The organism is Nostoc sp. DedSLP04 (assembly GCF_034530775.1).
Lineage (GTDB): Bacteria > Cyanobacteriota > Cyanobacteriia > Cyanobacteriales > Nostocaceae > Nostoc.
Window position 1 is genome coordinate 50,277 of sequence record NZ_JAVRCL010000043.1, and the last position, 21,209, is coordinate 71,485.

Sequence of the window (21,209 nt, forward strand, 5' to 3'; positions counted from 1 at the left end):
AATTACGAATTATCAATTACGAATTATGTTGACAGCACTGCGCTTTCTTTTGCTGGAAGACAATCCCCTTGATGCAGAGGTGATACATATCACCCTGACCGATGGCGGTGCTAATTTTGAACTGCTCCGGGTAGAAACTCGCGCTGAATTTGTGAAGGCATTAGAAAGCAATGCGTTTGACTTGATTTTGGCAGACTATGCCTTGCCTGGTTTTGATGGCATTTCCGCCTTGAAAATTGCCCAAAACCTCTGTCCTGACACGCCCTTTATTTTCGTCTCTGGCAGTATGGGGGAAGAATTGGCGATTGAAGCGTTGAAACTGGGAGCTACCGACTATGTGCTAAAGCGCAACTTACGGCGGTTGGTTCCTTGTGTCCAACGAGCGCTGCGAGAAGCCCAAGAAAAGCGCGATCGCCAACTTGCCAAAGCAGCACTGCACCAAAGCGAAGCCCGCCTGCGTCAAGTTGCGGCCAAACTGCCTCATGGCGCTGTGTTCATTGTGGATCGAGATTTGCGCTACCAGCTGGCAGAAGGCGAAGCGCTGGAGTGGGTCGGTATGACTACTGAAAACTTTGTCGGCAAAACACTCTGGGAAGCCCTCGAACCCGCCCTAGCAGCCAGCTACGAACCCTACTACCACCAAGCTCTTAATGGCGAATCATTTACCTTAGAACACAACAGCCACGATCGCTACTATATCTCTCATGGCACACCCTTACGCAACGCTCGCGGTGAAGTTGATGCTGTGCTGGCAATGTCCTACGACATTACCGCTCGCAAACAAATCGAAATTGCCCTCAAACAAAGTGAAGCTCGCTTTCGGTTAATGGTGGCAAGTGCAAAAGAATATGCCATTTTAACCCTTGATTCCAACGCTGCGATCACGAGTTGGAGTGCTGGTGCCGAAAACTTATTGAAGTATTCAGAAGCAGAAATTATTGGCTGTGACAGTCGCTGCCTTTACACCCCCGAAGACAACGCCCAAAACCGCGCTGGAAGGGAATTGCAGACCGCCCAAACTCAAGGACAGGCAGAAAACGAGTGCTGGCATGTCCGAAAAGACGGTAGCCGCTTTTGGGGTAGTGGCTTGGTGATGCCCTTACGCGATGAAGCCGACGACGTGCAAGGATTTATCAAAATCATGCGCGATGTCACCTCACAGCGGCAAGCCGATGAACGCTTGCAGTTGCTCTATGAGATTACCAGCAATTTACTTGCGGTTGAGCAACCGATGACGCTGATGCACAATTTATTTAGCAAACTCTCACCCCCGCTAGGGTTGGACTATTACTACAGCTACATCGTCGAGTCAAAAGACAATCGCCCCAGACTGCATTTGCAAAACTATGAGGGCATTAGTCAAGAGATGGCAGAGACGATCGAGTGGCTTGAGTTCGGTGAAGACCTTTGTGGATGGGTAGCTCAAGAACGACAGCAACTCGTTCTCGATCGCGCCCAAATTGCCACTCATCCTCATGCCCAAACCCACCGCGACCTGGGTGCCACCGCTTATGTCGGTCAACCGTTAATTGTCCAAGAACGGTTATTAGGAACTATCTGCTTTGCTAGCTGCACCCGCACTCGCTTTACCTCAGAAGAAATTGATTTGCTGCAATTAATGTCTGAGCAAATAGCGATCGCCCTCGACCGAGCCAACCTAATTGTTTCGATTCAGCAACAGGCAGAACAGTTGCAACGAGCTAACCAAATTAAAGACGAGTTTTTAGCGGTGCTGTCTCATGAGTTGCGATCGCCCCTCAACCCGATCTTGGGCTGGGCACAACTGCTGCAAAAAGGCAAGCTCAATCCTGCCCGTCAAAGCGAAGCACTACTAACGATTGAGCGCAACGCCAAATTGCAATCACAATTAATTGAAGACTTACTCGACGTTTCGCGGATTATGCAGGGCAAGCTGTCCGTAAAGGTGGCTCCCCTTAATGTAATCCCTGTTATTTCTGCTGCCCTGGAAACGGTGCGTCTAGCAGCAGAAGCAAAAAATATTAACTTACAGATCGATCTCGAACCGACTGCACCTATCTCTGGTGACGCTGCCCGCTTGCAGCAAGTGGTGTGGAACTTGCTTACCAATGCCGTCAAATTTACACCAGATGAGGGAGAAGTAATCATTGAATTAAAACAAATTGCAGGGCAGGCTCAAATCCGGGTGATCGATACAGGCATTGGCATTCAACCGGAATTTCTACCGTATGTCTTTGATTATTTCCGGCAAGAGGATAGCTCAACAACACGCAGATTTGGTGGCTTGGGTTTAGGGCTAGCGATCGTCCGCCAAATTGTAGAACTGCACGGTGGCACAGTCAAAGCAGAAAGCTTGGGTGAGAATCAGGGCGCAACCTTTACAGTTGAAATACCGATCTTGAACCAATCAGCACAAATTGTACTTGACTCAGCCGACGCTGATGCAGAAATCGCAGAGACTCCCTTAAGCAACCTGCAAATTTTGCTCGTGGATGATGATAAGTTTTCATGCAAGTTTGAAGCATTTTTGCTAGAACAAAATGGCGCAAAAGTGACAGTCGCAGCATCTGGGCTAGAAGCATTGCAAGTACTTAATAGTTTCATTCCCGATGTAATTGTGAGTGATATAGGTATGGTTGATATGGATGGCTATATGCTGATTCAGCAGATTCGTTTGCGCCCACCGAATCAGGGAGGAACGATTCCGGCGATCGCACTTACCGGTTATGCCGCAGATATTGACCAACAAAAAGCCTTAACTGCCGGGTTTCAAGCTCATATTAGCAAGCCATTAGAACCAGAGGAGTTAGTGAGGAAGATTGTCAACCTGCTAGAACACAACTAAGATGCTTAAAACGTCAAGTTGATGATGGAGATACTTGACCGAATAATTCGTAATTCGTAATTCGTAATTCGTAATTCGTAATTAATAATTAATTCATTAAGGGTACAAGCCACTTAATTTATACCAATTTAATTAATGATTGCAACACATCCTTCGGTAGAGACGCGATGAATCGCGTTTCTACAAATGGTCTATTTGTCGCATTCTTTTTTCAAATTGGTATCACATTAAATTGGTATTATGTGTGGGATAATAATTACGAATTACGAATTACGAATTACGAATTACGAATTATTTTGACCCATTAGGAATAATTTCGGTAAGCTGACTGTAACTTTAGTTCCTTGTCCCACTTCACTCGACAAGGCAATATTGCCACTATGTAACTCGACACAAGCTTTAGCGATCGCTAGCCCTAAGCCTGTACCAGGAATTGTGTCAACGTTACTTCCACGGCTGAAGGATTGAAACAAATTTTCTCGATCTGCCATCGGGATACCAATTCCACAGTCTTTAATGTAAAAAATGGCTTCTGATTCTTTGCCAATCAGGTGGAATTCTACACTACCTCCATCTGGAGAGTACTTAATTGCATTGGACATTAAGTTAATAAAAATTTGTTGCAAAAGTCCGCGATCGCCCCAAAATCCATGATGATTACCAGTAATTTTAAAAATCAATTCGTGGCGATCGCCTACTGTTTCTCGCTCTTGTTCTAAAAGGTCAGAAAAAAATTGTAGTAAATCGACTGAGATTGGTTGAAACTTGGGTTTTTCCAGTTCAAGTTGGTTAACCAGAAGCATATTATCCACAAGTTTGGACATATACCTTGCTTTCTGTTCAATGATTCCTAAGAACCTGTGTTGTTTAGACTCATCTAGTTGCTGGCTATGTTTTACCAAAGTTGATGCCGCAGCCAGAATTGAAGTTAGCGGCGTTCGATACTCATGGGAAACCGTTGTAATTATTTGGGATTTAAATACATTGAGTTGCTTTTCTTTGGCAAGGGCTGCTTGAGTTTGCGCTAACAATTCCGCCTGTTGAATAGCGATCGCTAACTGTACTGATACTTCATTGAGCATTTCTGCATCATCAGTTTGCCAGTGTCGCTCCCCGGAATTATGGTGAGCAATCAATAAACCCCAAAGCTTGGGTGTTGGGTTCCCATTGTTGCTCAGATTAATCGGAACTACCAGATTTGCCTTAGTATTAAATTGCTCTTTTAGGCTGACACAATTACACAAGCCAAGCTCATAGATATAAGGGATTGGGGATTGGGAATTAGGCACAAAAGGCAGAGGGGCGGAGGGGCAGAGGGGCAGAGGGGAAAGACCTACTGCAACTTCTCCTCTGCTCCCCTGCTCCCCTGCTCCCCTGCTCCCCTGCTCCACAGTCCCAGCCCCAACGCGATCGCACAATGCCACAGTGCGGTATGACTCAACTGATGAGGCGACTATCTTACCATCTGTATCTGGGGCAAACTGATAAACCATGACGCGATCGCACTTCAGAAGTTGCTGAACCTCAGCTACAGCCGTATTCAAAATTTGCTCTAAGTTAAGAGACTGGCGAATTCGTAAAGCAGTTGTGGCAATTAGGCGTTGTCTCTCCTGAGTTTTGAGCAGTTGGGCTTGCAAGCACGACTGCTTAATGGCGTTACGGACTGCTAGTTGCAGCACATCCTGTGTCAGATTTTGCTTGACTAAGTAATCCAAAGCACCCCGTTTCATTACCTGCACAGCGATTTCTTCATCACCGCGCCCTGTCAACATAATCACAGGGACAGAAGTCTTAAATATCTCCTGCTGGATGCGATCGAAAAATTCTAACCCACTCATATCAGGTAGGCAAAAATCCAGCAAAATCACATCACAGCGTACTTTTTGGCACAAAGCAAGTCCTTCTTCTGCACAGTCTGCCTCTAAAATCTGGTAGGACTGGTGCGGATCTTTCAAAAGATATCGACGATAGATTTTCCGATCTGCGGCACAATCATCGATGATAAGTAGCGTCCATGTGTCCAACATAAGGTTATGAGGATCAGGGAGCTATATAGATCCCTTTTATCCAGATTGTGTTTTCTTGCATAATTCTAAAAATAATATAAAATAAGTGTAAATAAAATCTAAATTCTTTAGTAATCCTAAAGAAATACCAAATAGTCAAAAAATAGAAAAATCGGGAAAAGGAATCTAACAGAGACAAACAGACACAGTGACTCAAAGAGGAAAATGTCTCTGTGTTCTCTGAGCCGTCTCCTTTATTATCCTTTTTTCCCCTACCGCTAGATCGACAAAAAATAAATAAATTAATCCAACACAGGCGGCGTATTAGCTTCAAGCCAGTAGTCTACAAATGCCTGGATCGTCTTTTTTAGTTCTTGAGCATCCATCGGTTTTACCAGATATCCATTTGCGCCCTTTTGGTAGCACAATTCAATATCCTTGGGGTTAGATGATGTGGTAAAAACAACGATGGGAATTCCCTTGAAACTCTTATCTTGCTTGAGCCGATCTAAAATGTCACGCCCATCAATACCTGGCAAATTGAGATCGAGCAAGATTACAGAGGGTCGTAATGCTACTTTTGAGTTGGGTAGGTCTTCGTCCTTAGCGTAGGCATCGTTTCCCTGTTGATAAAGGAACTCTAAAACCTCATCCCCATTCGTACAACGGTGTATGGGGTTCTGGACGGACATACGCCGCATCAGACGTTGCAGCATCCGAAAATCTTCATTGCTGTCCTCAACAACGAGCAGCGGTTCATGAAGTTTTTTTGTCATTCGTGGTATTAAAAGAGCTTAACAAAAATATATATTTAGTCATTATCTTAAACTATTCCAGCGTAAAATAAAAAATTGAGCCAACGCCTACGGTAGATTCAACCCAAATGTGACCATTATGAAGCTCAACAATCTTCTTAACAATAGCTAATCCTGCACCTGCTCCTCCACCGTACTTTTGCTGGGAATGGAGCCGCTTAAATAATCTAAAGATAGTTTCTAGGTGATGCTGGGGAATTCCAATGCCGTTATCTCGGATATAAAATATTGGGCATGGGGCATGGGGCATGGGGCATTGGGTATGAGTTATTCCCCTTGTCTCCCCCTGCTCCTCTGCTCCCCTGCCCCTCTGCCCCTCTGCCTCTTCTTGAGAAAAGTAGCCAATCTCAACCCATTGCTCTGTCTTATCGTTATATTTGAACGCATTACCAAGCAGATTACTGAAGACTTCATTAACCAGCACTCGATCGCACAAAACTGTTGGTAAAGGTCGAGGAATGCGGATATCCACAAGCCCAGAGTCTTGGCGACTAGCACGAAAAATGTCGATTACTTGGTTGAGTAATTCGTTGAGGTCAGTTGCTTGCAAGCGCAGTTGTGCTTGTCCTAACTGCGATAACCGCAGCAGAGCATTAATCAGAGTTTCCATGCGTACAGACAAGGATACTACTGTTTGCAAGCACTCCATTCCGTCATCATCTAATACTTGGGCATAGTCTTCTAGCAGCACTGTTGAAAAGTTATAAATGCCCCGCAAAGGTTCCTTGAGGTCATGGGAAGCGGCGTAGGCAAAGGATGCTAGTTCTTGATTGCTGCGCTCTAACTCCAGGTTGATTTTAGCTAATTCATCCGCTTTCGAGAGTACAATACCAACGATCGCATTATTCAAAGCGATCGCACTGTCAAGTTCGCAAGGTTTCCAGGGTAGAGAAGTTAATCTAACCGTTTCTTGCCATTGTTCAAAGGATTTTCGGGGAGACAGGGTATAGCTACCGTCTGCCTGTGCTTGCATGGATTCTTGTGGATTTCCTGCCCAGTGTACCGTTTGAAGAACTTCAGGGCGAAACCAAAGGATATAATAGCGCCGAATTTTAGAAATCCGCAGTAGCAACAAGCCACTAGCAGTATCTTTAAATACTAGTGCCTCTTGGTAAAGCTTCGGCAGAGAATCAGTAGCAAACAGGTTGTCACTAACTTGGGTATTCGCCCATTCAATGAGTGCCCGAACTTCATCAATATTCGGTGTTGTCCCCACAAGGGTAATTTCATTATCCAGACAAACCGCCGCTCCTGAAGCACTAACAAGATCGAGCAAGCGGATTTCCGGTTTGATGAGGGCATCGATAAAATTGTCTGCTTGGGAAATAGATTCTAGAAACTCAGACTGTAGCGATTTGAGTTTTACTTTATAATCCCATTCCGAGTTACTAATTTTGTGTGCTAATTCTGAAGATGCAATCTGTCCCAAAAATTCGCACATCTTGCGGACTTCGTAAGAAATATACTTTGGTGTTTGATGGTGACAGGATATTAATCCCCAAAGTTTCTGCTCTTGAATAATTGAAATCACCAAAAGAGCCTTCACCCCCATATTTTGATGATATTCAGTACAACACCAATCAAAACTCCGCAGCAGACAGTAGCTTAAGTCAAGATGCTGATGTGTTGTCGGATTTTCCGTTGGAACTAGTTTGACAGGTTCGGCAGTCAAATCGGGGAGAAATCTCAGAAAGCAACGCGTGTATAACTCCCTAGCCTGCGCTGGAATATCTGTAGCGGGATAGTGAAGTCCTAAATAAGGTGATAAATCTTCCCGTTTAACTTCTGCAACCACAGAACCCGCTTCTGACTCGTCAAATTGATAAACCATCACCCGATCGAAACCGATGATTTTTTGAACTTCTTCAGCTACTAAATGCAAAAATTCTCCCAAATTGGATGTCCTTTGCATTTTAGCGATCGCTTCACTCGCAAAACTATGAAAGTTTAAGAAACTCATCTCAAATTCCGAGTCAGTTGGTTCTAGCTCCAGAATCACAGCTTCTTCTGTACGATGAGCAATAGCATCAAAGTATATTTCCCCGTACAAAGTATTTATTAATACTTTAAAAATATTAGCGCTGCCAACCTTTTTTACTAAGCACTGCTTGACAATTTCCACTGGCTGAGGTTCAAGTAAATAGCTCAAAGGTTTACCGAGCAAATCTTCTGGAGCTTTACACAAATACACTTGGGTATTGTTACTAACTTGCAGTATCTCTAACTGATTACTGAGTGCCAGGAGAATGCCATGAGGTTGAATAGAGCCAGGTATGTGAATGGGTTTGCGATCGTGGTTAGTCAGGGCAGTAGCTTGGGCTGTAGTATATTCCGGCTGGCTCATAACTTAACTTATGTAAAGCTAGTTTTAAAATAGCGTAATTAAATGTCATATTTCTTTAAAGTATAGGTCGAGAAGTATGAATGCGATCGTATCTATCTGTGCTTGTTACGCTTTTTACAGTTACTAATGTAAGTGAAAATAATTAGAGGATGGTCTAATAACGTGGCAAGGCTTCCGTAGCAAAAATTGAGCGTCTGATTTTCTAAAGGTGAAAATCAACTCTACAGACGTAATTAATTACGTCTGTACAAATCAAATAAAAATCATTACATGCAGCAATGCAACACCAATATCCAACATCCAAAATCCGAAGCTGACTATGGTGTTGGGAACTTTTTTTTGAACGAGTTTGGCTGCTTTGATATCCAATAATTGTGCTAATTCAGTTGTATTCAATGACTTAACGAGACTCAAGCCAAGAGGCTTACTAGAAATGCTTTGAGTGTAAGCGGCGTTTAGGTAGGGTGTGTATTGCGGCCTGCCTGCAATGTATGTTTGGAAGAAAGGTAAACTCAAAACATTCATGTAACGACGCGCTTGAGAAGCATCACCAATCATATCAGCAGGTAATGCTACTTGTTGATTTGCAGGATTTGCATTGCCAATGATGGAGAAGTGTGTGCCACCAACAAGCATGACGAGATACTTTTGGGGATTCGTTAACCAGGAGAAAGGTAAAATTTGCTCGGATAAAGCTGGGGCAACTGTATCATCACTACTACTGACAATCATCACTGGAGTTTTAATTTGACTTAAGCCAGCTTTGCCGAAAATAGAACTAGTAATGGGATTAACTGCGATCGCAGCTTTTACTCTCTCATCCCGCAGGTTATAATCTTTGCCAGACTTGCTGATGCTCAATTCTAAAGCGCGACACTGGAGCAGTAAAGACATATTCCAGGTATTTTGGAGTGCTGCTGGTTGACAGTCTTGTTTTAGCTGCTCAAAGTTGATTTTAGCGCCTGCTAGGGCTAAGGCTGTGTAGCCTCCCAAAGATTGACCAAATACTCCGACTTGTTGCAGATTTAGGCGACCTTTAAACCGTGAATCAGATTGATTACCTTTTTGCAATTGATTCAGTATATATGTTATGTCCAAAGGTCGGTCTTGAAATTCGCTTGGTTCTGCTACTTCAATAGCGCGTCCTTTTAACAGAGAACGTAATTGTTTCGCATCACTACCAGGGTGATTGGGAACAACGACAGCAAATCCGTAAGAAGCTAGATGAGTAGCTAAATATTGAAAGTTACTGCTGTCTAAACCCAAGCCGTGAGAAATGACAATTACCGGTGCAGTTTTCTGGACATTGGGAATGTAAACATCAGTCAATAAAAGCCGATTGCGGGTTGAGTCGAAAAACTTCAGGATGTATTTTTGCGACTTAAATTTTCCCGGAACCTTTAAATCGGGCAATTGCGATAAATTTGGTTGAGAAATGCTCTCAGCTTCTATTTTAGACTTTTGGGAAACAACTGCGATCGCTTGATGGGTTTGGTTAACAAGTTTCTCCAATTCCGTAGCTATTTCGAAAGTCTCGGCGACATCAAGGCGAATACTGCTGGTGGGATATTTACGCAACACATTTAAAAGTGTCAAGCCTCCCGATTCCCCAGAGGCTAAAATTAGCGCCGAACGCAAAGTACTCAATCCTGGTTCTGGCTGATTGGTTTTAATCACTTGCGCCAATCGATGCAGTAAAAATTCTCCTTGGGGTGTGTAGAGAAGTTGCGAAACTACTACTGGACTAACTTTCACACGATTAAGCAAAATCCGCCGCAATTCTTGAAGCTGTTCTAAAGGCAGATATCGCTGATAGGCTGCTAAGTCATCGTTAATTACACCTGTTTTAGCGTAGTTCTCTAAAGTCCTGACTGAAATAGAAAGCTCTAAAGCTGAATAAGATGCATAAATCCGCTCTGCTGCCAACACAGAATTACTAATTCCAAACGTTGGCAGCACCATTGAAAGAACCAGCAATAAAGAATTTTTTCTGAGGGTGCTGGCCCAATTACCAAACAAACTATTCATCGCTCAACTGTTTCGGTGGTCTGGTTTTATCAGGTGTTGGCTTTGGTAGTTATTCGGGCGCCCTGCTTGGTTTACTTAAAGTTATTAGCCTCAATTTTATCAAAACAGAATTTAGGAGTCAGTAATTATAATTCAGGATGAATTAATGTATGACTTGCGAATGTAGCTGGCTTAAAATAAAGGGTATAAATGGGTTTATAATTTCCACTAAATCTAGGATTTAGTAGTCAAAAAAGTAGTGATTCCCAATGCCCTAGTAATTTATTCTGACTCCTGAATTTTGATTTTTGAATTCTTCTTCAAGATTTTTTCGGCTATCAAGTCAACAATTAAATCCTACAAAGTCACGCAGATGAGTAAAGTATCTAGATGACTTCAGTAGTTTGCCTTCACTATTAAATCATAACAAATAAAAAATAGTCTGCCTCAGTATTTATGTTGTAGCTTTGAATATTGCACAAATTCACTAGCTGAAAAATCCAGTAAAAATTCTGAAAAATATGGCTATTAATCAGCTTTTCCCAAGTGCGATCGCTACTGAACCTGTAACTACTAAACCTGCTCCCAATATTGCTGTAAGGGTGAAGTGTTCTGGTGGTATCCAATCAGGTGCAATAACTGATACAACTGCGACTGCTATTAATGTCACAATGGGAGCTAAAGCTATTACTGCACTTACTCGTGATGCTTCCCAATGTTGTAATGATTCAGAAAAAGCACCGTAAGCGATTAAAGTATTCAAGGCACAAAAAATTAACATTACTAAATGGAAACTATCGAGTATAAAAAGTGATTTAACTTTAGCTATAGGAGTGAATAATAAAGTACAGCCTCCATAAATGATCAACATGATGTTGGTGGAAGATAAAGATTGTAATAACTGCTTTTGTGCCAAAGCATAAATAGCCCAAGCCGTTGCTCCTAGCGCGATTAAAACACTACCTAGTATATATGTGCCATGTGCTGTAATTAAATTCGTTAGTTGTTCGCGAAAAAATAAAAGATAACCACAAATCATGACACTAACGCCAATCCATTGAGACAGTCGATAACGTTCTTTAAAAATTACTAACCCTCCAAAACCTAATAAAAGGCTAGATAATTGAATCAAAACTTCAGCGTTAGCAGGCGATGTTAATGCTAAACCTTGGGTAAACGAGAAGTAATTAATCCCTAAAAATATTGTTGCGATCGCTAATAATTTTCCAGAAGCAGAGCGCAATTGTTCTAATTTTGGTAATTTACCGCGTATCCCTAAATACACAGCAAGTAATACAAATGATACTAAAAAACGAAACCAAATAACGGTATAGACATCAAGTACTTGTAGAATTACTGCAAGAGCAATAGGTAAAATTCCCCATAAGAAGACTGTCAATAGCGATAATGCTAGCCCTAAGCGCCACCGACCAGAACTTTGATGTAGTAACATTAAAATATCCAAAAATTAGGACTGATAAGTAAGTTATATCTAATTTAAATATCTGAACATTTTATCAAACTCTTATCGATAAAATATATTAATAGTTTAGTTAATGCAAATTCAATATAAAATAATCATCAATTTATCCAAATTAATTTATGATTCGTAGCCCGAAGAGGGTGTATTTTTTTGTTCACGTAAAATTCGTAATTTGCGTGTTCATTTTACATGAATATTAAATTAAAAACTTCTTCGTAAATGTATACTTTATCTCGGTGTTACTTTAGAAAAAAACTATGGGGATTATACCCATAATCAGCTTAGTAATCTTCGCCACCGCTTTATCATGTTACTTATTGCTGACCTCAAGAGGTCGATTTTTGCTCAAATCTTTGGTGACAAAAATAAAGGGGCAAGAGTGGAGATTCAGATATGGCAAGCCTAACTACTTGAGATCGAGATTTTCAAGGACTATAACCATTGCTGCCATTATTCTGGCAGCGGTAATAGCTGGAAATACTGTATCAGCAGTTACAGGCCCGTCTCCGGTTTCGCTCAAAAGCGTATCGGTTCCAGAACCTGACAATCTTGGAGACTTTGTAGCAGACAAAACAGCTGCAATCAAGTTAGGAAAGACTCTTTTTTGGGATATGCAGATTGGGAGCGATGGAAAGACCTCCTGTGCTAGTTGTCACTTTCATGCTGGAGCCGACAATAGATCCAAAAATCAGATTGCTCCTGGGCTTTTGCGGGTCAACGCCGATGGTACAGAGAATCCAGATTCAGTTTTCAATGTCGGCGGACTACCAAACTATCAGCTCAAACCAGGAGATTTTCCCTTTCACAAGCTGTCAAACCCCAACGATCCTAAAACTGTTGTATCTGACCGTAACGATGTCAGTTCTTCTCAGGGGATCTTCAATATGAAGTTTGTGGATGTCACACCTGGGAATGCAGAAGACAAAGTTACAACCGAGCCAGATCCGGTGTTTAACGTAAAAGGTATCAATGTGCGGCGCGTCGAGCCGCGTAACACGCCAAGCGTGATTAATGCTGCATTCAACTTTCGTAACTTTTGGGATGGAAGGGCACAAGATATCTTTAATGGGGTGAACCCCTTCGGTTTAAGAGATCCTAACGCCACTGTCGTCAAGGCTATAAACCCAATTAGGGCAGAATTTGTGAAAGTTAGCCTCAAGAACTCGTCTTTGGCATCTCAAGCTGTCGGGCCGCCACTGAGTTCTTTTGAGTCATCCGCAGATGGTCGCAGTTTTGAAGAAATTGGTGATAAGTTCGGGAGTGATAAGTTGGGGCTAATTGACAGAATATCTTTCACCTCTGGTAAGGGTAAAAAGCTCCCCCGAAAACTTGCGAAAAAGTTATTACCTCTAAGACCGCTAGCTAAACAGATTGTGCATCCGCAAGACAGCGTTTTAGGTAAAGATAGTAGATCGCCTAAGCCTGGACTTAAAGATAAAACATACGAGCAGATGATTCAAGATGCCTTCAAGCCGGAGTGGTGGAATTCTACTCGTCTCATCCAAGTTGACTCTGACGGTAAACGGACTATTGTTAAAAGGCCCGATCGCTCCTTGACGACTAATGAGTATACATTGCTAGAGTACAACTTCTCGCTATTCTTTGGGCTGGCAGTTCAATTGTACGAGTCTACGCTCATTTCCTATGATACGCCCTACGATCGCTACTTGGAAGGAAACACCAGCGCCCTAACCGCGCAGCAGCAACGAGGGAAAGGACTGTTTGAGGGCAAAGGTCTGTGTATTAGTTGCCACACTGGAGTAGAATTAACTGCGGCTTCAGTCAGCAGCGTGGCTAAAGAAGGACGAATCAAACGTGCGCCGTTCCCTCCAAACTCCCCTGAAGACACTGGTTTCTTCAATATCGGTGTCAGACCAGCCACAGAAGACCCCGGTTTGGGTGGTCATGACGGTTTCCCGGGTAAAAATCCGCTTTCAGAGGCACGATTGGCTCAGTTGGGTAAATTTAAGGATCTCCTTGGCGAAAACCCCCCAACCCTTAGTCCACCGTTGAATTCCAATGAACCTGTGTTTGCAAACGGAGCTTTCAAAGCACCTGGACTTCGCAATGTGGAACTAACTGCTCCCTACTTCCACAATGGAGGTCAGGGGACTCTAGAGCAAGTGATTGATTTTTACAATCGTGGTGGTGATTATGGAGTACTCCCGCCGCTAAATCTCTCACCAGCAGAAAAACAGGATTTGGTCGCCTTTTTAAAAGGATTGACTGATGACCGAGTTCGGTTTGATAAAGCGCCCTTTGACCATCCACAATTGTTTATCCCTAATGGACATGTGGGTAACACTAATTACGTTGTCAATGACGGCACTGGTAAAGCTACAGATGACACAGTGGAAATTCCTGCTGTTGGTAGGAGTGGTAATGGTGGTACACCAAATTTCCTCAGTTAATCTCATTTCACGACGAAATATCTGAATACAGATAGATATGTAGGGATGTACAGATGTACGTCCCTATTTTTACGATTTAGTGCAATTGCGAAGTTCGTAGTGAAGGCTTTAACGCTCAAGCCAAGGACTAAAGTCCTTACTACGAACTTATTCACCTTACTCAATACTCAGCACTCTTCAAAGTTGATGTGGTGGACTAGTAGTTGCGATCGCTTGACTAACGAATGCGTAGGGGTAGCCCGCCAGAGGCATCGCCAAATTTGGGTTGTATATTGCTAACTTTGGTATTGTCTAGGTAATTATAGACTCTTCTGGAAACTTCACGGACAAAATCGCCTGCTCTGCGATCGTAGTTTGGTCTTTGCACCAAAACACCTGCTAAATAGCTTTTGCCGTTGGGCATTTGAATAATACCCGCATCACCAATGATAAATCTCAATGTACCAGTTTTGTGGGCAATGGTAGCTCCTTGACCGATACCAGCTGGTAGTAAACTATTGGTTTTCACATGGCGCATAATGCTTAAAACTCGATCGCGGCTACTTGGGGATAACAAACGATTATTAGAAACTAACGCCGCCAATCTGACTAAATCTTTGGAACTAGTTGTATTTGTGCCGCCGATGTCTGGAAGAAGATTCCGAAGTGCTGTATTTTGCAATCCCCAGCTACGAAAACGTTGACTAACTTTTGCGGCACCACCCAAGCGATCGAGAACTAAATTTGTGGCGGTATTATCGCTGATTGTCATCATCAAAGTAGCAGTTTCCAGGACACTAAATTTAGTGCCGATGGGTTTGTATTGCATTATTCCAGATTCACCAACCTTTAAATCGCGCCGCATCACTAATTTATCGGTAAGTTTAATTCTACCTGCATCTATTTCTTGGAAAAGAGCTACTAATAAGGGGAATTTGATTGTACTGGCAGCAGCAAATCTTTTTTCGCCATTAATATCTATATAGTTTCCTGTATCTAAATCCAAGAAAAATATTCCCGGATTTAATGTTTTATAACTTGCTAACAAACTACGAATCTGAGAAGTGATACCAACCATTTCTTGACCAAGATTTACAACTCCGGCAAATGTCGATGCATCTGTGGATTTGATGGCAATATCTTCTCGATTTTCCCCAACAATGGGATTACTTTGGCGATTAAATGAATTGAATTTGAAAATCCAATGAGAACGGGAATCTCCTTTAACTGATATATTTTGGGAAGTAACATCATAACCCGGAGCTAACTCGACGACAAAACGAGTAGTTTGAGAGTCTGGTTTGCCGAGGCGAATTTCTTTCACCGCCTTACCAAAACTTTGTTTTACAGTATCGGAATTAAAATTAGTTCCAGGTAAGTCAATCACTAATCGATTCGGATTATCTAATAAAAAGGCTTTTGGTTCTATTCCCGAAGTGGTAGTTAGGTCTAATTGGTTTTGGCTAGAATCATAGTACCAAGACTGTAATTGTGAGGCTTTAGCTTGTCCTGCAACTAGAACCAAACTGCTTAAACCAATCGCCAGTAGATGTGATTTCATGTTGTGAATGTGGGTGTGCAAGTAAGGAGAAACTAATCAGGTTTACTTAGATTGTTTTCTGATGACTGTGCTGAACTTCCGGAGAAAAATTCATAAATCCCGTTGAGTTATTTTTACCAGATGAGGTTTGGGATTAAATAAGCACGATAAATCATCATTACTTATTAAAAGTAAATCGCTGACAGTTTAATTTGTGTGTGAGTTGACAACAACAGAAATTGTTAATCTAGCGGAAGGACGAGCGAAGGATTAATTATGTTTCCAGCTGATGTTTTGTATAGAGAGAAAGTAAAACCCATTCACTAAAACCCTTATACATATATATAGATTTGTTCGCGTAGGGGCACGGCATTGCCCATAAGTGTTCACTTAAGGTGAAACCCTTGTAATGACGTGATATTCAGTTTTCTGGCTTCCCATCACCATCCGCTTCACCCCACCCTAACCCTCCCCTTGTCAAGGGGAGGGAACAAATTTCCTGTTTCCCCCCTTGATATCATGTCTGGTGAAAGACTTATCATTAAGAACGCAGGGGGAGAAAGAGTTTGAGGCTTATTTACTTTTCTTTACACAGTTTGGTTTTATTGCACCGACTTACTTACCTACTTAATCGCAGTGATGGTTGGGTGGGGTAAAACTAAAGCTAAAACCTAAGTAAATCAGGTTTCAGGTGAGGTTTTGAGAATTTATGCAATAAATATATTGATTTCGGGTGGTTGTTTATTAAATTCGGGTGGTTGTTTATTAAATTCGGGTGGTTGTTTATTAAATTCGGGTGGTCGTTTATTGAATTCGGGCAGTAGTTTATTGAATTCGGGCAGTCGTTTATTGAATTCGGGCAGTCGTTTATTGAATTCGGGCAGTCATTTATTGAATTCGGGTGGTCGTTTATTGAATTCAAGCAGTGGTTAGGGTGGGGTAAAACCCAGATTATTGAACAACTTCAGACTTGTGTGTACACCGTAGCCAATACATCGGGGGGATTAAGGGGGTAAAACGCCTGTAGGACACGCATTTGAGCTTAAGGTTAACACCTATGGGCAGTGTCGTCGTGCCCCTACGGGTGTACCTCAGGTAAACGAGAACTATGAGAACTTTAGTTCAACTAAAGAAAGGTTCGTTGACAACTCAGGTTAAAAGAAATCAGCTATCCAAGGAGAACTACCTGCAAAGATTTGCGTAGCTGCTGAAATAGCGGTTTCTGTCCCATGCAGTTTTCCGGCTATTTGCAAATGGTAGGGAGCGAACAAACTTGTATATAGTGGTGCTAGTTCTCGGATATCTAACTGCAACTCACCTTTTCCACCTTTTGTAACTTCACCGCGTCCATTAGCAACAGAGAGAATGAATTTACCATTATTTCCAGGTAGCAAATTATCTTGAATATCTAAGTGCAGTTCAGTTTCAATTCCCGAAGGATAACCCCGCATCTCCAGCGCTTTGACTACATCTACTACCCGCAGCATCCAACGCATCGTATTCTTAAGCTTGGCAGTTTGCTCTGGTAGTAGCAATGTCAAAGAATCAATTGCAGAACTCCTCCATCGCACGTGTTCAATTTGGGAGCGATGACTGGCAAGAAAAGACCAGAATGTTTGTGCAGCCGCAACTGTGAGAATTACCCAATCTTTGATTCGCAAAATTGCGCCATCTTCTTTTGAATGTTGACTGAAGAGGATGTAACCTTCGGGTTTATCTTTTGTACCGATAAAATATGCGTAAAATGTTTCCTTCTCATCTGGTTGAATTAAGCGCTCCCAGATTGCTCGATGTCGGTCTAAATATCCATGCGTTAGTTTCGCCTGCTGCTGATATAGTTGATGAAAGACTTGATGATTGATATTTACTATGGGTTGCAAAGATAGAGGTTGCTCCCGCACTTGAATACTTTTAGTTGCAATTTCCCAATTACACCAGCTACCCCCTTGCTCATACCCAACTTTTCGATACAAACTTTGCACAGCTGGATAAAGAGCAGAGAGCGGTATACCTCTAGCATAAAGTTCCTTGAGCGTCTGCTGCATGAGAGCGATCGCAGCTCCCGAACCGCGATACTCTGGAGCAATACCCACAACGGCAATTCCTGTCATTGGTACGCGCACACCACCCCACCACTGACCCATATCCAGAGTTGCCAATCCACCAACTAATTGCCCAAATCCCCGAATAATACGGAAATTTTCTACACCAATGAGATTGATATAAGCTTCTTCACCACCAACTCCGCTGATGAAACACTGCTCAAGGATATATATCAGCTGTTGAATATCCTGTGGATCGGCAAGAGTGCTGTATTCAAATTGAGCCGTCATCTCTTGTACCATTAGTAGGACAAAAACACAATCACACTACAGCAGATGTTGCTCGAATGCTTGAGCAATTTCATCGCTATAAAGCCCCGGAATCAGCCTCAATTATACTACTGCACGTTTGGTTTTAAATGTTGGAATACCTATACTGTTTCTTTATGAAGCTGCATATATTTATCTCTCGGCTACGCCTTCCCTCCAAAGCATCTTTATCGAGAATTGATATTACACTTGTAAAAATTTTTAATGAGTTACTTCAGGAGTGTTTATTCTATTTTTAGGGCAGTTGCTCTTAACTAACTACTTACAAAAAATATGTCAACAAGTTGGATTTACCTTATATTAGCAATCCTCTTTGAGGTTTCAGGCACAACTTGCATGAAATTATCACAGGGATTTACTAAAATAGTTCCTTCAGTATTAATATTTGTCTTCTATGGACTTTGTTTTACTTTTTTGACCTTTGCTCTCAAGAAACTTGAAGTAAGTGTAGCCTATTCTGTCTGGGCTGGATTAGGAACTATTCTAGTAGCTCTTATTGGGATTATTTGGTTTCGGGAATCTGCCACATTCATCAAACTTGTGTCGATCGCCTTAATCATCATCGGGGTAATTGGGATCAACGCAAGTCAATGAAGGAGGCAGGGGAGCAGGGGAGCAAGGGAGAGGGTTTGCAGATTAGACTTCTTGGCATTTGTCGGGATAAGGGGCGGGGGAAAGGTTTGTTATTTTCCTTTTCCCTTTTCCCACAAGAGTGCAAAAAGAACTTTTGCAAGAGACTCTATGAGTGGAACTCACAAGGAACAATAAAAATATCTCTTCCCCAGTCCCCAGTCCCCAGTCCCCAGTCTCCAGTCCCCAGTCCCCAGTCCCCAGTCCCCAGTCCCTATTTTTAAGGCAGGTCTATTTTATACAGCTTAGTATTGGCTGCTTTAGCTAAACATTACTTAGGTAGCGGTGAACGAATTGAATGGCGATTGAACCTTCTCCCACACCGGATGCTACCCGTTTAATTGAGCCATAGCGGACATCTCCGGCTGCAAAGATTCCGGGAATGTTGGTTTCTAATAAGAAAGGAGAGCGTTCTAAAGACCAACCACGAGGAGATTTGCCATTATGCGCTAAGTCCGGCCCTGTGATGATAAACCCCTGAGCATCGCGTTGAATAACGCCATCGAGCCAATCAGTTTTGGGGCTAGCACCGATAAAAATAAACAGCGATCGCGCTGGCACAGTTTCAATTTGTCCAGTGTTAGCATGGGCGATCGTAATTGCTTCTAAATATTCTTCTCCCTTGACTTCCACGACGCTGCAACCCGTGCAAACTTGGATATTTTCAGTTGCAGCAATTTGGTCAATCAAATATTGAGACATACTTGATGCTAGTGACTGACCCCGCACTAACATAATCACTTTGCTGGCATACTTAGAAAAATGCATTGCTGCCTGTCCAGCAGAGTTTGCCCCGCCTACCAAGTAAACCTCTTCATTGGTGCAGGCGATCGCCTCAGTCATGGCAGCACCGTAATAAATTCCTGCTCCTGTAAGCTTCTCGGCTCCTGGAACATTGAGCCAACGGTAGGAAACACCGGTTGCAACTAAAAGTGCATGGCAACTAATCTCGCTACCATCTGCTAATTGCAGAACCCGATAAGGATCTTCCAATCGAACCCCAGTTACTACTTGAGGAGTGAGAATTTCTACTCCAAATCGCCGCGCCTGGGTGACTCCCCGCCTTGCCAAATCGTTGCCACTCAAGCCAATCGGAAACCCCAAATAGTTCTCAATCCGCGAACTCGTACCTGCTTGTCCTCCTGGCGCTTCCCGCTCAATTAAGACAGTACTCAATCCCTCAGAAGCGCCATAAACGGCGGCTGCTAATCCGGCAGGGCCAGCACCGACGATCGCTAAGTCATAAAAGGGACGCTCTGCCTGAGTTTGCAGCCCAATTTTGGCGGCAATTTCTAAATTAGATGGTTGAATTAATCGGGAACCATCGGGAAATAGCACTAAGGGTAATTGTTGTCTACAATCAGCTTGGGCGAATTCCACTAATTTTTCTGCATCCGGCTCCAGTTCAACATCTAACCACTTAAATGGAATCTGGTTACGTGCTAGGAAGTCTTTCACCTGATGTGAAAAAGGCGACCAGCGATTACCAATGACTCGAATGCCTTCAAAGGGTGGGCGAAATCCTGCTAGCCAGTCATCTAGCAAATCATCTAAAACCGGATATAATCTCTCTTCTGGTGGATTCCAAGGCTTGAGTAAGTAATAATCAAGTTTGGCACTATTAATCGATTTAATAGCAGCATCCGTATCTGCATAAGCCGTCAACAAGGCACGTTTCGCATCGGGAAAAATACTTTTTGCTCGTTCTAAGAACTCCACGCCTCCCATTTGGGGCATACGTTGATCCACTAGAAATAGAGCAACTGGGTCATTCCGCAATTTTAGTTGCTGCACCACATCCAGAGCCGCGATCCCGGAATCTGCCCGAACAATGCGGAAGCGATCGCCATACTGATGACGCAAGTCTCGTGACACCGCTTGCAATACTTCTGGATCGTCATCGACGGTTAAAATTGCTGGTTTCGCCATAACTACTGTTACTTAACAATTGCAGTGTCTAGCCGTTGTCTTCAAAAATTTGTCGTCAAAATATCTACTGTTTAACCAGTTGCTTTAAACGAAAGTATGCCTCTTCTGGTGTCAGCGGTTCCGATTTAGTTTCATTGGGTATATAAAATACCCAAGTATCAGGAAAGTAATGCACTACAAAGCTGGGAATCAAACCCAAGCTTAATGCTTGCTTGCCGAGTTTTTCAGCTTGTTCCTCTAAACTCAGTTGGTCGTGAAATGAGTGTTCAGCCATACTTTTGCATCTCCCTGTACTTTATTTGACCCTGGAAGAAGGTTCAAAACCAGTATTGCACGAATCACTTAAAGGTGATTTATCATGTTCCAGAATCAGCTTGAGAATATTTTGGTGGTAGACCTAAAATAATTTCAAATATACTTTCGTAGAGAATCATAAAACTATTTGGGTCATTCAGGGTAACTAAAATTGGATTGAATCAGGCAACAGGGCATTCCTTACGAATTATAAGTAAGTATGCGATCGCTCTAGCTTGCATGAGTATAGTGGTGGACAGAGTACAAGAGACATCTCCGAAAATTAATGCATGACCGAATGGCACGCTTGTAAAGCCCAAAAGCTTGTTTAGACTCGTTCCCAGCCTCCAGGCTGGGAATGTATTCAAAAGAGGTTCTACCTCTTGTCAAGCTATGGAGGCGGAGCCTCCCAGAATGAGTTCCCAGCCTCCAGGCTGGGAACCAGTCACGATAAGGGCTGTATCTTAACTTAGTGCCATTCGAGCCATAGAGGAATGATGATTGCGTCACCGATGATATTATGTCCGCTTGATTGCTTATTAAACCCGAAGAACCCCACCCCGCCAAAGCTGTGC

The 21,209-nt window shown here is 42.7% G+C and carries 12 protein-coding genes; 3 read left to right on the forward strand and 9 right to left on the reverse strand.

Annotation, left to right across the window (positions count from 1 at the left end):
- Positions 1–25 precede the first annotated feature (25 nt).
- Complete coding sequence (locus tag RMX89_RS22855) at positions 26–2,824, forward strand: response regulator (RefSeq protein ID WP_322690547.1); 2,799 nt, start codon at positions 26–28, stop codon at positions 2,822–2,824.
- A 284-nt stretch (positions 2,825–3,108) separates the two neighbouring features.
- Here RMX89_RS22855 and RMX89_RS22860 read toward each other — a convergent pair whose 3' ends face one another.
- From RMX89_RS22860 to RMX89_RS22880, 5 genes are all read right to left on the reverse strand, one after another.
- Positions 3,109–4,851 (reverse strand): ATP-binding protein, encoded by a 1,743-nt coding sequence (locus RMX89_RS22860; RefSeq protein ID WP_322690548.1) that lies wholly within the window; start codon positions 4,849–4,851, stop codon positions 3,109–3,111.
- Positions 4,852–5,132: 281 nt separating this feature from the next.
- Positions 5,133–5,606, reverse strand: coding sequence for a response regulator (locus RMX89_RS22865; protein ID WP_322671192.1), 474 nt, complete (start codon positions 5,604–5,606; stop codon positions 5,133–5,135).
- A 52-nt stretch (positions 5,607–5,658) separates the two neighbouring features.
- On the reverse strand, positions 5,659–7,989 hold the full coding sequence (locus RMX89_RS22870; RefSeq protein WP_322690549.1) for an ATP-binding protein: 2,331 nt from the start codon (positions 7,987–7,989) through the stop codon (positions 5,659–5,661).
- Between the two features lie 252 nt (positions 7,990–8,241).
- On the reverse strand, positions 8,242–10,017 hold the full coding sequence (locus RMX89_RS22875; RefSeq protein WP_322690550.1) for an alpha/beta hydrolase: 1,776 nt from the start codon (positions 10,015–10,017) through the stop codon (positions 8,242–8,244).
- Between the two features lie 511 nt (positions 10,018–10,528).
- Positions 10,529–11,449, reverse strand: a complete 921-nt coding sequence (locus tag RMX89_RS22880; RefSeq protein WP_322690551.1) for a DMT family transporter — start codon at positions 11,447–11,449, stop codon at positions 10,529–10,531.
- Between the two features lie 287 nt (positions 11,450–11,736).
- Here RMX89_RS22880 and RMX89_RS22885 point away from each other — a divergent pair, with 287 nt between their 5' ends.
- Entirely contained in the window at positions 11,737–13,890 is a 2,154-nt protein-coding gene (locus RMX89_RS22885; RefSeq protein WP_322690552.1) for a cytochrome-c peroxidase, read from the forward strand.
- A 217-nt stretch (positions 13,891–14,107) separates the two neighbouring features.
- Here RMX89_RS22885 and RMX89_RS22890 read toward each other — a convergent pair whose 3' ends face one another.
- Both RMX89_RS22890 and eis read right to left on the reverse strand, forming a co-directional pair.
- Entirely contained in the window at positions 14,108–15,430 is a 1,323-nt protein-coding gene (locus RMX89_RS22890; protein ID WP_322690553.1) for a serine hydrolase, read from the reverse strand.
- Between the two features lie 1,133 nt (positions 15,431–16,563).
- A complete protein-coding gene (gene eis / locus RMX89_RS22895) occupies positions 16,564–17,742 on the reverse strand; it encodes a GNAT family N-acetyltransferase (RefSeq protein ID WP_322690554.1) in 1,179 nt (392 codons plus the stop codon).
- Between the two features lie 312 nt (positions 17,743–18,054).
- Here eis and RMX89_RS22900 point away from each other — a divergent pair, with 312 nt between their 5' ends.
- The gene (locus RMX89_RS22900; RefSeq protein ID WP_322671199.1) at positions 18,055–18,375 is read left to right on the forward strand and encodes a multidrug efflux SMR transporter; all 321 of its coding nucleotides are present in this window, start codon (positions 18,055–18,057) and stop codon (positions 18,373–18,375) included.
- Positions 18,376–18,675: 300 nt separating this feature from the next.
- Here the strand turns inward: RMX89_RS22900 and RMX89_RS22905 are convergent, their stop codons facing one another.
- Positions 18,676–20,340 carry an FAD-dependent oxidoreductase gene (locus tag RMX89_RS22905; protein ID WP_322690555.1) on the reverse strand — a complete coding sequence of 555 codons (1,665 nt, stop codon included), beginning with the start codon at positions 20,338–20,340 and terminating at the stop codon, positions 18,676–18,678.
- A 64-nt stretch (positions 20,341–20,404) separates the two neighbouring features.
- Positions 20,405–20,614, reverse strand: a complete 210-nt coding sequence (locus tag RMX89_RS22910; protein ID WP_322671201.1) for a hypothetical protein — start codon at positions 20,612–20,614, stop codon at positions 20,405–20,407.
- Positions 20,615–21,209 lie beyond the last annotated feature (595 nt).

Bases quoted from the DNA above. Each gene is read 5' to 3' on its own strand.
- RMX89_RS22880 (WP_322690551.1), bottom strand. From the start codon at position 11,449: ATGTTACTACATCAAAGTTCTGGTCGGTGGCGCTTAGGGCTAGCATTA.
- RMX89_RS22860 (WP_322690548.1), bottom strand. From the start codon at position 4,851: ATGTTGGACACATGGACGCTACTTATCATCGATGATTGTGCCGCAGAT.
- RMX89_RS22900 (WP_322671199.1), top strand. From the start codon at position 18,055: ATGTCAACAAGTTGGATTTACCTTATATTAGCAATCCTCTTTGAGGTT.
- RMX89_RS22870 (WP_322690549.1), bottom strand. From the start codon at position 7,989: ATGAGCCAGCCGGAATATACTACAGCCCAAGCTACTGCCCTGACTAAC.
- RMX89_RS22905 (WP_322690555.1), bottom strand. From the start codon at position 20,340: ATGGCGAAACCAGCAATTTTAACCGTCGATGACGATCCAGAAGTATTG.
- RMX89_RS22875 (WP_322690550.1), bottom strand. From the start codon at position 10,017: ATGAATAGTTTGTTTGGTAATTGGGCCAGCACCCTCAGAAAAAATTCT.
- RMX89_RS22890 (WP_322690553.1), bottom strand. From the start codon at position 15,430: ATGAAATCACATCTACTGGCGATTGGTTTAAGCAGTTTGGTTCTAGTT.
- RMX89_RS22885 (WP_322690552.1), top strand. From the start codon at position 11,737: ATGGGGATTATACCCATAATCAGCTTAGTAATCTTCGCCACCGCTTTA.
- eis (WP_322690554.1), bottom strand. From the start codon at position 17,742: ATGACGGCTCAATTTGAATACAGCACTCTTGCCGATCCACAGGATATT.
- RMX89_RS22865 (WP_322671192.1), bottom strand. From the start codon at position 5,606: ATGACAAAAAAACTTCATGAACCGCTGCTCGTTGTTGAGGACAGCAAT.
- RMX89_RS22855 (WP_322690547.1), top strand. From the start codon at position 26: ATGTTGACAGCACTGCGCTTTCTTTTGCTGGAAGACAATCCCCTTGAT.
- RMX89_RS22910 (WP_322671201.1), bottom strand. From the start codon at position 20,614: ATGGCTGAACACTCATTTCACGACCAACTGAGTTTAGAGGAACAAGCT.